Annotated in this window: 10 protein-coding genes; 4 read left to right on the top strand and 6 right to left on the bottom strand. The window is 57.2% G+C overall.

Going from position 1 to position 13417, the window contains the following annotated elements:
• The first annotated feature begins 6 nt into the window (after positions 1-6).
• The 3 genes from carB (at position 7) to folA (ending at position 5380) form a co-directional block, all read left to right on the top strand.
• On the top strand, positions 7-3231 hold the full coding sequence (gene carB / locus K7H94_RS15485; protein ID WP_021507592.1) for a carbamoyl-phosphate synthase large subunit: 3225 nt from the start codon (positions 7-9) through the stop codon (positions 3229-3231).
• A 235-nt stretch (positions 3232-3466) separates the two neighbouring features.
• Positions 3467-4609, top strand: coding sequence for a porin (locus K7H94_RS15480; protein WP_058774843.1), 1143 nt, complete (start codon positions 3467-3469; stop codon positions 4607-4609).
• 288 nt (positions 4610-4897) lie between these two features.
• Positions 4898-5380 (top strand): type 3 dihydrofolate reductase, encoded by a 483-nt coding sequence (gene folA / locus K7H94_RS15475; protein WP_031279709.1) that lies wholly within the window; start codon positions 4898-4900, stop codon positions 5378-5380.
• A gap of 207 nt (positions 5381-5587) precedes the next feature.
• On the opposite strand, the gene apaH is transcribed toward folA, so the two are convergent.
• From apaH to lptD, 6 genes are read right to left on the bottom strand one after another with little or no spacing between them, the layout of a single operon-like run.
• Complete coding sequence (gene apaH, locus K7H94_RS15470; protein ID WP_058759644.1) at positions 5588-6457, bottom strand: bis(5'-nucleosyl)-tetraphosphatase (symmetrical) ApaH; 870 nt, start codon at positions 6455-6457, stop codon at positions 5588-5590.
• A gap of 52 nt (positions 6458-6509) precedes the next feature.
• Positions 6510-6887, bottom strand: a complete 378-nt coding sequence (apaG, locus tag K7H94_RS15465) for a Co2+/Mg2+ efflux protein ApaG (RefSeq protein ID WP_021507588.1) — start codon at positions 6885-6887, stop codon at positions 6510-6512.
• Positions 6888-6891: 4 nt separating this feature from the next.
• Positions 6892-7716 carry a 16S rRNA (adenine(1518)-N(6)/adenine(1519)-N(6))-dimethyltransferase RsmA gene (gene rsmA, locus K7H94_RS15460; RefSeq protein WP_021507587.1) on the bottom strand — a complete coding sequence of 275 codons (825 nt, stop codon included), beginning with the start codon at positions 7714-7716 and terminating at the stop codon, positions 6892-6894.
• Positions 7709-8701 (bottom strand): 4-hydroxythreonine-4-phosphate dehydrogenase PdxA, encoded by a 993-nt coding sequence (gene pdxA, locus K7H94_RS15455; protein WP_166719837.1) that lies wholly within the window; start codon positions 8699-8701, stop codon positions 7709-7711. The genes rsmA and pdxA overlap by 8 nt, the downstream gene beginning before the upstream one ends.
• Positions 8691-9986, bottom strand: coding sequence for a peptidylprolyl isomerase SurA (surA, locus tag K7H94_RS15450; RefSeq protein ID WP_031279707.1), 1296 nt, complete (start codon positions 9984-9986; stop codon positions 8691-8693). Before surA ends, pdxA begins: the two co-directional genes overlap by 11 nt.
• 54 nt (positions 9987-10040) lie before the next feature.
• Positions 10041-12413: an LPS assembly protein LptD gene (gene lptD / locus K7H94_RS15445; RefSeq protein WP_230857095.1), complete on the bottom strand. Its 2373-nt coding sequence runs from the start codon at positions 12411-12413 to the stop codon at positions 10041-10043.
• Between the two features lie 182 nt (positions 12414-12595).
• Here lptD and djlA point away from each other — a divergent pair, with 182 nt between their 5' ends.
• The gene (djlA, locus tag K7H94_RS15440) at positions 12596-13408 is read left to right on the top strand and encodes a co-chaperone DjlA (protein WP_222951293.1); all 813 of its coding nucleotides are present in this window, start codon (positions 12596-12598) and stop codon (positions 13406-13408) included.
• The last annotated feature ends 9 nt before the right edge of the window (positions 13409-13417 follow it).

The raw sequence follows: 13417 nt of genomic DNA, 5'->3' as shown, positions 1-13417 counted from the left end.
CCCACGATGCCAAAACGTACTGACATAAAATCTATCCTGATCCTTGGCGCTGGCCCGATTGTGATTGGCCAGGCATGTGAATTCGACTATTCAGGTGCGCAGGCGTGTAAAGCGCTGCGTGAAGAGGGTTACCGCGTCATTCTGGTGAACTCTAACCCGGCCACCATCATGACCGACCCGGAAATGGCGGATGCGACCTACATCGAGCCTATCCACTGGGAAGTGGTGCGTAAAATCATTGAAAAAGAGCGCCCGGATGCGGTGCTGCCGACCATGGGTGGCCAGACCGCGCTGAACTGTGCGCTGGAGCTGGAGCGCCAGGGTGTGCTGGCCGAGTTTGGCGTGACCATGATTGGTGCCACCGCCGATGCGATTGATAAAGCCGAAGACCGTCGCCGCTTCGATGTGGCGATGAAGAGCATCGGCCTGGATACCGCACGTTCCGGTATCGCGCACACCATGGAAGAAGCGCTGGCGGTAGCGGAAGAGGTCGGTTTCCCGTGCATCATTCGTCCGTCGTTTACCATGGGCGGCACCGGTGGCGGTATCGCTTACAACCGCGAAGAGTTTGAAGAGATTTGCGAGCGCGGCCTCGATCTGTCGCCAACCAATGAGCTGCTGATTGATGAGTCGCTGATTGGCTGGAAAGAGTACGAGATGGAAGTGGTGCGTGATAAAAACGACAACTGCATCATCGTCTGCTCGATTGAAAACTTTGACGCGATGGGGATTCACACCGGTGACTCCATCACCGTGGCGCCTGCCCAAACGCTGACGGATAAAGAGTATCAAATCATGCGTAACGCCTCGCTGGCGGTACTGCGTGAAATCGGTGTCGAAACCGGCGGTTCCAACGTCCAGTTCTCGGTGAACCCGAAAGATGGCCGCCTGATCGTCATTGAGATGAACCCGCGTGTGTCGCGTTCTTCAGCGCTGGCCTCGAAAGCGACCGGCTTCCCGATTGCCAAAGTCGCGGCCAAGCTGGCGGTGGGCTTTACCCTCGATGAACTGATGAACGACATCACCGGTGGCCGTACGCCGGCCTCGTTCGAGCCGTCCATCGACTACGTCGTCACCAAGATTCCCCGCTTCAACTTCGAGAAGTTTGCCGGTGCCAATGATCGTCTGACCACGCAGATGAAGTCGGTCGGTGAAGTGATGGCGATTGGCCGCACGTTCCAGGAATCGATGCAGAAAGCGCTGCGCGGTCTGGAAGTGGGCGCCAGCGGTTTCGACCCGAAAGTGGATCTGGATGATGGCGAAGCCCTGACCCGTATCCGCCGCGAGCTGAAAGATGCCGGTTCTGACCGCATCTGGTATATCGCTGATGCGTTCCGTGCCGGCATGTCAGTCGACGGCGTGTTCAACCTGACCAACGTTGACCGCTGGTTCCTGGTGCAGATTGAAGAGCTGGTGCGCCTGGAAGAGCAGGTGGCGCGCGAAGGTGTTAACTCGCTGAGCGCGGATTTCCTGCGTGCGCTGAAGCGTAAAGGCTTTGCCGATGTGCGCCTGGCAACGCTGGCGGGCGTGGCGGAGAGTGAAATCCGCAAGCTGCGTCATCAGTTCAACCTGCATCCGGTTTACAAGCGCGTGGATACCTGTGCGGCAGAGTTCGCCACGGACACCGCCTACATGTACTCCACCTATGAAGAAGAGTGCGAAGCCAATCCTAATCAGGATCGCGACAAGATCATGATTCTGGGCGGCGGGCCAAACCGTATCGGTCAGGGCATTGAGTTCGATTACTGCTGCGTGCATGCGGCGCTGGCGCTGCGTGAAGACGGTTACGAAACCATTATGGTCAACTGTAACCCGGAAACCGTGTCAACCGATTACGATACCTCAGATCGTCTCTACTTTGAGCCGGTAACGCTGGAAGACGTGCTGGAGATCGTGCGCATCGAGCAGCCAAAAGGCGTTATCGTGCAGTACGGTGGCCAGACGCCGCTGAAGCTGGCGCGCGCGCTGGAAGCGGCTGGCGTGCCGGTGATTGGTACCAGTCCGGATGCCATTGACCGCGCGGAAGACCGTGAGCGTTTCCAGCAGGCAGTGGATCGCCTGAAACTGAAACAGCCAGCTAACGCCACGGTGGCGACGCTGGAACAGGCGGTAGAGAAAGCCGCAGGGATTGGCTATCCGCTGGTGGTGCGTCCTTCTTATGTGCTGGGCGGCCGGGCGATGGAAATCGTCTATGACGAAGTGGATCTTAAGCGCTACTTCCAGACTGCGGTGTCCGTGTCCAACGATGCGCCAGTGCTGCTGGATCGCTTCCTTGATGACGCGGTGGAAGTGGACGTCGATGCGATTTGCGACGGCGAACGCGTGCTGATTGGTGGCATCATGGAACACATTGAGCAGGCGGGCGTGCACTCCGGTGACTCGGCCTGTTCGCTGCCAGCGTACACCCTGAGCACTGAGATTCAGAACGTGATGCGCCAGCAGGTGGAAAAGCTGGCGTTCGAACTCAACGTACGTGGCCTGATGAACGTGCAGTTTGCGGTCAAGGACAACGAAGTTTACCTGATTGAGGTCAACCCACGTGCCGCGCGTACCGTGCCGTTTGTCTCCAAAGCCACCGGCGTGCCGCTGGCGAAAGTGGCTGCGCGCGTGATGGCTGGCAAAACCCTGGCTGAACAGGGCGTGACCGAAGAGGTGATTCCGCCGTACTACTCGGTAAAAGAAGTGGTGCTGCCGTTCAACAAATTCCCGGGTGTGGACCCGATTCTTGGTCCGGAAATGCGTTCGACCGGTGAAGTGATGGGCGTGGGCCGCACCTTCGCGGAAGCATTCAGCAAAGCTATGCTCGGCGCGCAGAGCAATATGAAGAAGCAGGGGCGTGCGCTGCTGTCGGTGCGTGAAGGCGACAAGAAACGTATTGTTGACCTGGCCGCGAAGCTGCAGAAGTTTGGCTTCGAGCTGGATGCGACGCACGGTACCGCCGTGGTGCTGGGTGAAGCCGGCATCAATCCGCGCCTGGTGAACAAGGTGCACGAAGGGCGTCCGCACATTCAGGATCGCCTGAAGAACGGTGAGTACACCTACATCGTCAACACCACCGCAGGACGCCAGGCGATTGAGGATTCTAAACTGATTCGCCGCAGCGCGCTGCAGTACAAAGTGCATTACGACACCACGCTGAACGGTGGTTTTGCTACCGCGATGGCGCTGAATGCGGATCCGACCGAAAAAGTGATTTCGGTGCAGGAAATGCACGCGCAGATTAAAGGCTAAACCGCCTGCTCTGTGACTAAACGGCCCCGCGCGGGCCGTTTTTTTTGGCCTGTTTTGCCTGTGCTGCATAAGGTTATACGTTACAAATCTATTGATTTGACATAATTTTTATCAGTTGATGCGAAACCAGTTACATTCAGGCGCATCCGCACAAAATTATAAATACCTCTCCGCTAAGCGCACCGTACTATTCCGCAGCTCAATCATAGAGCGCTCACCTTTACGGGATATAAAAATGAAAATGCGTGCTTTCACTCTCAGCGCAGTGGCTGCGTTACTTGTTGCTGCACCTCTCGCCAGTCAGGCGGAAATCACCCTGCTGAAGCAGGATCCGCAGGCCGGCGATCCGCTTAGCCGTCTCGATTTCAAAGTGGGCGGCAGTATTCGTCCGCAGTATCTGCATCAGAACGGGGTTAACGATAAATCGTATAAGCGTAACGGCTACGACGGCGGTTCACGTTTCCGCTTCAGCGCCAACTACTATCTGTTTGACGATGTCAGCTGGGTGGGTTACTACGAGCTGGGCGTTAACTTCCCGGCCTGGTGGGGCTGGGATAACCACTATGCGGACGGTGCCCACAACACCACGCGTCGCCAGCTGTATACCGGTTTCAAAAGCGCATCGCTGGGCGAGCTCTATTTTGGCCAGCAGAACAGCGTTTATTACGATGTCGTCGGCGCTAAAACCGATATCTGGGACTACGATATGCTGGCCCAGGCACCGGGCAACGGCATCAACGGTGACTACGACGGATCTTACCGCTCGCGTAAGATGCTGAAGTATAAAAACACCTTTGGCGATGCGGATGTCTATGCCGCTTATTTGTTTGAAGATGACGATTATCTGCCGGGCAACGGCCTGCGCTACAAGCGTAAGGGCGGCGGTTCGCTGGGTGTGAACTATCACATCACCAAAGATCTGGCGTGGGGCACCGCGTGGAACTACACCCGCGCGGATATCCGCAATCCGGGCAATGGCGACAGCAAGCGTTACGACCAGAATATCTACGGCACCGCGCTGAGCTGGACGCCGGATAACTGGACGCTGTCCGCCGGTGCAGGCTGGTATGAGAACTTCTCGCCAACCAAACGCAACACCGTTAACAACTACTTCGCGGATGATGCGTGGGGCGTTGAATACTTCGCCGGTTATAAATTCCCGATCGGCCAGTATGCTGTGAAGAGCATCCAGCCTTACTTCATGGGCGATCGTCTGGAGTTCGTCAACGGACGTAACTACAAGCGTATCGATAACGGCGTGGGCGTCAGCGCGCAGCTCGACTACGGTTTCCGCGTCGACTACGAGTACGTGATCACCTCCAGTACCGATAAATCACTGGGCAACGTTAATCTGGTGCGCCTGCGCTACGATTTCTGATGCGTAAATCAACGGCTCCTGCGGGAGCCGTTTTTTTTGGGGCGGGCACAGTGCGCTTTTCTTTACACAGCGCGCGGTCAGCGTGGAGCATCACCCTGAGTTGTAGCGTCTTCACCGCGAATTCTGGCGGCTCTTTCCGCTAACGGCCGCAAAGCCGGAGTAAAACTCTGTCGCTCAGACAAAACGCCGAGCCAAGCGGGCTTTACGTAAATAGCACGGTCGTCCTATCGACGAAAGTTTCACCTTTACGTATCATTGCGCCAATTTTTTTCCTGTAGGTCTTTTAACATGATTAGTTTGATCGCGGCACTGGCAGCAGATCGTATTATTGGCATGGAAAACGCCATGCCATGGCACCTGCCTGCCGACCTCGCGTGGTTCAAGCGCAACACGCTGAACAAACCGGTGATTATGGGCCGTCTGACCTTTGAATCGATTGGTCGCCCGTTACCGGGACGCCTGAATATTGTGGTCAGCAGCCAGCCCGGCAACCATGACGGCGTGACCTGGGTGACGTCGCCGGAAGAGGCAATTGCCGCAGCGGGTGAGGCAGAAGAGATCATGGTGATTGGCGGTGGCCGGATTTATGCGCAGATGCTGGCGCGCGCCGATCGTCTCTATCTGACGCATATCGATGCGGAAGTGGAAGGCGACACCCAGTTCCCGGATTACGAGCCGGACGAGTGGCAGTCGACGTTCAGTGAGTTCCACGATGCCGATGCGCAGAATTCGCACAGTTACTGCTTTGAGATTCTGGATCGCCGCCGTTGATTGTGGCCAGGTGCGCATGAATGCGCAGCCTGTAAAAACGGTGCAATATGAATGCGCAGCCTGTAAAGGCAGGGATCAATCGCTGTTTATGACGCGATAAACCTGCGCAATATCAGGCTGATGGCTGTCACGGTACAGATTGTCTTTGTAGGGTCGCCATTTATGGCGACCGAAAAAAAGCCCCGCTAACATCGCGGGGCTTTTTGTTTACTGCATATCGCTCAGGGGGGAGGGCGCATTCACCGCGCTTTCCGCCATGGCCTGGTCACGGTTCGAGACCTGGGTGTAATACTGGCCACTCTCCCAGTGCAGCAGGGTCAGCGTTCCGCCCCAGCAGCAGCCGGTGTCGAGCCCGATCACATGCTCTGGCGTGCCTTTTCCTTCCAGCGAAGCCCAGTGACCAAAGATTTGCGTATAATCGCTGCTGATTTTGCCGGGCACCTGGAACCACGGTTTCAGCGGCGGCGGCGCTGAGGCGGGTGCCTCTTTGCAGATCATATCGAGCTGACCATTGGGGAAACAGAAGCGCATGCGCGTCAGCGCATTGGTGCTAAAACGCAGGCGCGCCAGTCCGCTCAGTTCCGGTGTCCAGTTGTTCGGCATGTCGCCATACATGGCATCGAGAAACAGCGGATAGCTGTCGCTGGATAAGACCGCCTCAACTTCGCGCGCGCACTGCTGTGCCGTCTCCAGATCCCACTGCGGCGTAATGCCAGCATGCGCCATCAGCAGCTTTTTCTCTTCATCTACCTGCAGCAGCGGCTGGCGCCGCAGCCAGTTAATCAGCTCGTCGGCATCGTCCGCTTCCAGCAGGGGCGTCAGGCGATCCTTGGGCTTGTTACGGCTGATACCGGCATACACTGCCAGCAAATGCAGGTCATGGTTGCCCAGCACCATGCGCACACAGTCTCCGAGCGACCTGACGTAGCGCAGCACTTCAAGCGAACCCGGACCGCGCGCCACCAGGTCGCCGGTCAGCCATAGCTCGTCCTGCTGCGCATCAAAATTGACCTGCGCCAGCAGCGCACGTAATTCGTCATAACAGCCGTGAATATCGCCAATCAGGTATGTACTCATTAAGTCAGTCCGATGAAAACGCGCCGCCCGGACGGGCCGGGCGGAGGAGGAATTAGTGAATGTGGGTTTGCACCGCGAGGCGGAACACCGGAATCTCCACGTGGAAGGTCTCGCCCTCTTCGTCGATCATCACATAGTGTCCCTGCATGGTGCCCATCGGCGTTTCCAGAACCGCACCGCTGGTGTACTGAAACTCATTGCCGGGCGCGATATGCGGCTGCTCACCGACCACGCCCTCACCCTGCACTTCGGTCTCGCGCCCGTTGCCATTGGTGATCAGCCAGTAGCGGCTGCGCAGCTGCACGCTGTTGCGCCCGAGATTACGAATAGTGATGGTGTAGGCGAACACGTAGCGATCCTCATCGGGAGAGGATTGCGATTCCACATACTGACTCAGTACCTGAACACAAACGCGGGCCAGTTCACTCATGCACTCAGTTCTCCGCAGATTCAGCCTGATGATTGCCCAGCCAGTTTGCCAGCTGGCAATACTGCGCCACGGTGACATTTTCTGCCCGCAGCGAGGCGTCGATGTTGAGTTCATCCAGCGCACCGGCCGTAAACAGGTGTCCCAGGCTGTTACGCAGGGTTTTGCGTCGCTGACCAAACGCTTCGGTGGTGATACGGCTCAGTAAACGCACATCGCTGACCGGATACGGTGGCTGGGTAAAGGGCACCAGACGCACTACCGCCGAATCCACTTTCGGTGGCGGGGTGAACGATTGTGGTGGCACTTCCAGCACCGGAATCACCTGACAATAATATTGCGCCATCACGCTGAGACGCCCGTAAGCTTTACTGCCCGGGCCGGCTACCAGACGGTTAACCACCTCTTTTTGCAGCATGAAGTGCATATCTTTAATCGAACCAGTATAGCTGAAAAGGTGGAACATCAGCGGCGTCGAGATGTTGTACGGCAGGTTGCCAAACACGCGCAGCGGCTGACCCTGCTCCTTTGACAGCGCGGAGAAGTCGAAGGTCATCGCATCCTGCTGATAAATCGTCAGCTTAGGACCGAGGAACGGGTGCGTCTGCAAACGCGCGGCAAGGTCGCGGTCCAGCTCGACGACAGTCAGCGCATCAAGACGCTCGCCCACCGGCTCGGTTAACGCACCCAGCCCTGGGCCAATCTCCACCATGGCTTCACCCTTTTGCGGATGAATAGCGGAGACGATGCTGTCGATAATGTACTGATCGTTCAGGAAGTTCTGCCCGAAACGTTTACGGGCGTAGTGCCCCTGATGGACGCGATTATTCATTACTGCTCTTGATCATAGTGATGGCGAGGTTAAGCGCCGTAATAAAGCTGCCCGGCTCTGCGCTGCCCAGACCGGCGAGTTCCAGCGCGGTGCCGTGGTCAACAGAGGTACGGATAAATGGCAGGCCGAGGGTGATATTCACCGCGCGACCAAATCCCTGAAATTTTAGCACCGGCAGGCCCTGGTCGTGATACATCGCCAGCACTGCATCAGCGTGCTGCAGATATTTCGGCTGAAACAGCGTATCGGCCGGTAACGGACCGGTGAGCTGCAGGCCCTGCTGGCGCAGTTCGTCGAGCGCCGGAATGATGGTATCGATCTCTTCCCGGCCCATGTGACCGCTTTCGCCGGCATGCGGGTTGAGGCCGCAGACAAAGATATGCGGCTGCGCAATGCCAAACTTACGCTGCAAATCCTGATGCAGGATGGTGATCACTTCATGCAGGCTGTCACGGGTGATGGCGTCCGCGACATCTTTCAGCGGCAGATGCGTGGTGGCCAGCGCCACGCGCAACGCTTCGGTCGCCAGCATCATCACCACGCGATCGCCACCGGCGCGCTCAGCGAAGAACTCGGTGTGACCGGTGAAGGGGATGCCGGCGTCATTGATCACACCTTTGTGCACCGGACCGGTTACCAGCGCGGCAAACTCGCCGCTGAGGCAGCCGTCGCAGGCGCGGGCCAGCGTCTCCAGTACGTAATGACCGTTGGCGACCGTCAGTTCGCCGGCGGTCACCGGCTGCGCCGTCGCGATGGGCAGCAGCGTCAGCGTACCGGCCTGCTGCGGCTGTGGTGCCACGCCGGGCTGATAGTCACGCAGCGTCAGCGGCAAACCCAGTTGAGCCGCGCGCTGGCGCAGCACGTCGCCGTCTGCGCACACCACCAGCTCAACCGGCCAGTCACGCTGAGCCAGCGCAACGGCGAGATCGGGACCAATCCCGGCGGGTTCGCCGGGCGTGATCGCCACACGATAATTACTGACCATTGCCATCCAGAATCTTCACGTAAGCACTGGCGCGCTGTTCCTGCATCCAGGTTTGCGCTTCTTCGGCAAACTTACGGTTGAACAGCAGACGGTAAGCGCGCTCTTTCTGCGCGGCATCGGTTTTATCCACCTGACGGGTATCCAGCAGCTGAATCAGGTGCCAGCCGAAGGAGGAGTGCACCGGCGCGCTGACCTGGCCTTTCTGCAGCTTCAGCAGCGCATCACGGAACGCCGGATCGTAGATTTCCGGTGACGCCCAGCCGAGGTCGCCGCCCTGGTTCGCTGAACCCGGATCGTCGGAGAACTGTTTCGCGGCAGCGGCGAAGGTGGTTTTGCCACTCTTGATGTCTGCGGCAATCTGTTCAATCTTCTGACGTGCCTGATCGTCGGTAAGGATCGGTGACGGCTTCAGCAGAATGTGGCGGGCATGCACTTCGGTGACCGAAATGTTTTTGCTCTCGCCGCGCAGATCGTTCACTTTCAGGATATGGAAGCCAACGCCAGAGCGGATTGGGCCGACGATGTCGCCTTTCTTCGCGCTGCTCAGCGCCTGCGAGAATAGCGTTGGCAGCTCTTCAATTTTGCCCCAGCCCATGTTGCCGCCTTTCAGCGCCTGCGGATCGGCAGAGTAGGTCACGGCCAGTTTACCGAAATCGGCACCGCCTTTCAGTTCACCCACCAGCTGACGCGCCAGCGCTTCCTGGTCGTCAACCTGCTGCTGAGTTGGATTTTCCGGCAGCGGCAGCAGAATCTGACTGATGTTAAGTTCGGTGCCCTGGGTATTCTGCGAGCCGATCTGCTTAGCCAGCGTATCCACTTCCTGCGGCAGAATGGTGACGCGACGACGCACTTCATTGTTACGCACTTCAGAGATCAGCATCTCTTTGCGGATCTGCGCGCGATAATCGTTGTAGTTCATCCCGTCATAGGCCAGACGGCTGCGCAGCTGATCAACGCTCATGCGGTTCTGCGCGGCGATATTCTGTATCGCCTGATCCAGTTGCTGATCGCTCACCTGCAGACCGGCTTTTTCGCCCATCTGCAGAATGATGGCGTCCATGACCTGGCGTTCAAGGATCTGATGACGCAGGGTTTTGTCATCCGGCAGCTGCTGACCAGCCTGCTGCGCCTGTGACTTCACCGTGCGCAGCATGTTGTCTACGTCACTTTCCAGCACCACGCCGTTGTTCACGACTGCGGCAACTTTATCGACCATCTGTGGGGCTGCGAACGCAGTGTTAGCGGTAATCGCCACACCAAGAATCAGCATTCTCCAGTTCTTCATACTTTATCCATTGTTGTTTCCGCACTGCGGGATAGCCTGTCAAATATCACAACATCAGAAAGCGCGCTGATAAGGGATGATGCCCTGACGCAGCATTTCATTGGTGCCTAAGCCATAGTTAGAACTCAGACCACGCAGCTCAATGTTGAATGAGATTTGGTTGTCATACTTGCTGTCGTTGTTTTCCCAACCGTTGATCTTGCGTTCGTAACCCAGACGAATGGCGTAGCAGCAGGAGCTGTACTGCAGACCGACTAGCTGCTCGGCCGGACGGCTGTTACGGGTGTCATAGTAGTAACCTCCCACCAGCGACCAGGCATCGGCAATCGGCCAGCTGGCCGTGGCGCCCACCTGCGAGATACCGTTTTTGTAGATCGGGTTAGTGACATAGCTGGGGTTATTCAACGCCTGCGCCACATACTCCGGGCTGCTGTAGCGGTAGCTCAGCTGCACCATACGGTCGGCATCACGACGGTATTCCACAATGGCATTGCCCTGGGAAACGTTGTCCAGCCGCGTATCGTATTGCAAGCCACCGCGCACGCCCCAGCGATCGCTGACTTTCCAGTAAGTATCACCCGCCCACACCAGGCTACCGGTATCATCTTCTTTATTCGTCTGGTTTACGCCGGTACGAGACGGGGTAAACGAGTAGATTTGACCCACGGAAACGTTAAAACGTTCAACCAGATCGTTATCATAAATACGCGTGGTCACGCCGGTCGCCACTTCGTTAGACGAAGCGATACGATCGAGGCCGCTGTAGGTGCGATCGCGGAACAGGCCGGTGTAGTCGGTCTGCAGCAGCGTGGAGTCGTACGGATAGATGTTGCTCTGGTTGCGGTACGGGATATACAGGTACTGCACGCGCGGTTCCAGCGTTTGGGTGTAGCCTTCGGCCCAGTCCATATTGCGGTCAAATACCAGGCGACCATCTACCTTGAACTGTGGCAGGGTGCGGTTGACCGACTCTTTCAGCTGATTGGTGCGGGTGGTATCGATATTTTCGTTGTAGTAATTAACGTTATCCTGCTGGTAATGCGTCGCCAGCAGCTTTGCCTCGGTATCCAGGCTGGCCCAGCCGTTGGACAGCGGCAGGTTGAGCGTTGGCTCGATGTGCAAACGCGTCGCTTCCGGCATTCGGTTACTGACGTTAGTGAACTTCACCGCCTGCGCATAGATGCGACCGTCAAACGGCCCGATATCGTTCTGGTACAGATTGACATCCAGCTGCGGCATCGCCCGGTACACGTTCTGGCTGCTGGTATTACCAAACACCTGGAAGTCTTTGCTGGACAGCGTCGCATCCCAGTTGGTATCAGCGTAGCCTACGCTGAATTTCTGCGTGGCGTAGCCGTCAGTCGAGCTGTAGTACTTCGAATCAAGATCGTTGAAGTAATAAGGATCGCTGACTTTGGTGTAGTCCGCGTTGAAGCGCCAGTGCTGATCGTAGACGCCGGAGTGACGCCAGTAGAACAGCCAGCGGTCGTCGTTGCTGTCGTTCTGCACCGACGGTCGCGCGGCTTTATCTTTGTTGTACTGATTGTCAGACGGCAGATAGTCCAGCTCTAACAGGCCGGCACCAAACTGCGTCAGGTAGCGGAACTCGTTCTGCAACTGCAGACCGCGCTTGCTCATGTAGTGCGGCGTAATGGTGGCATCGGCCTGAGGCGCGATGTTCCAGTAGTACGGCAGCATGAATTCGAAGCCGTTATTGCTGCCGTATTTCGCGTTGGGGATCAGGAAGCCGGAGCGGCGGCGGTCGCCAATCGGCAGCTGCAGATACGGGCTGTAAAACACCGGCACGTTGCCGAGCTTGAAGCGCGCATTCCAGATCTCCGCCACTTCTTCTTCACGGTCCTGAATCACTTCCGAACCGACCACGCTCCAGCTGTTGGAACCCGGCAGACAGGAGGTAAAGCTGCCGTTTTCCAGAATGGTATAGCGGTTATTACCGCGCAGTTTCATCTGGTCAGCATCACCGCGACCCTGACGGCCGACCATCTGATAATTACCGTTCCACACGTTGGTGTCTTTGGTGTTCAGATTGGACCAGGCTTTCGGACCTTTCAGGATGACCTGGTTGTCGTCATAGTGCACATTACCCAGCGCATCGACGGTACGCACCGGCGTCGTTTGTCCGTCCTGCTGACGCTGATGCAACTGCATCTCGTCGGCAACCAGACGGCTGTTCCCCTGCTGCACATCAACATTGCCGGTGAACACCGCGTCGTTCGGATAGTTCCCTTTTGCTGAGTCAGAGTTGATGGTTACCGGCAGCGAATTCGCGTCGCCACTGACCAGCGGACGGTTGTAGCTCGGCACGCCCAGCATACACTGCGACATCAGATCGTCGGCCAGTGCATGCTGACTATAAAGCGCTGCACCAATCATGGTAGCCAGCAGGGTAGGTATACGTTTTTTCATACGCGGTTTCGATAATTCCATGAAAACTGGCATCATGCCGACAATCCGGACAGAGACTAACGTACCGCCCGGCGTTGCGCCAGTGTTAATCCTGCTCTGCCTGCGTTGCCGTTAGGCGCGGAGATAAATGACAGGTATGATAATGCAATTTTCAGCCGCAAGCATGGCGAATTGAGGAGTTTATGCGCTACTGGGGAAAAGTTATTGGTCTGGCTCTCGGCTTACTTTCCGGAGCAGGCTTTTGGGGCATCGTACTGGGTCTGATCATTGGTCATCTGTTTGACAAAGTGCGCAGCGTGAAGGGACAGGGCTACTTCGCCAATAATCAGGCGCGTCAGACGCTGTTCTTCAGCACCACGTTTCAGGTGATGGGCCATCTGACCAAGTCGAAAGGGCGCGTCACCGAAGCGGATATCCAGATTGCCTCTTTATTTATGGATCGCATGCAGCTGCATGGCGAGGCGCGTACTGCGGCGCAGCGTGCGTTTCGTGAAGGTAAGCAGAGCGAATATCCGTTACGTAACAAACTGCGCGAGCTGCGCAGCGCCTGCTTTGGCCGTTTCGACCTGATTCGGATGTTTCTGGAAATTCAAATCCAGGCGGCGTTTGCTGATGGTTCGCTGCATCCCAACGAGCGTCAGGTGCTGTACGTCATCGCGGAAGAGCTGGGGATTTCCCGCGCGCAGTTCGACCAGTTCCTGCGCATGATGGAGGGCGGCCAGCAGTTTGGTGGCGGTTCGTCGTACGGCGGCGGCGCTTATCAGCAGGCGAAACGTGGCCCGACGCTGGAAGATGCCTGCAGCGTGCTGGGGGTGAAAAGCAGCGACGACAGCACCACCATTAAGCGCGCCTACCGCAAGCTGATAGCCGAGCACCATCCGGATAAGCTGGTGGCGAAAGGTCTGCCGCCGGAGATGATGGAGATGGCGAAGCAGAAAGCGCAGGAAATTCAGGCCGCGTACGACCTGATTCGCAAAGAGAAGGGCTTTAAATAAGGGGCGGCG

Source organism: Pantoea dispersa, from assembly GCF_019890955.1.
In the GTDB taxonomy this organism is placed as follows: Bacteria; Pseudomonadota; Gammaproteobacteria; order Enterobacterales; family Enterobacteriaceae; genus Pantoea; species Pantoea dispersa.
This window is presented reverse-complemented; position numbering and strand designations above follow the sequence as displayed.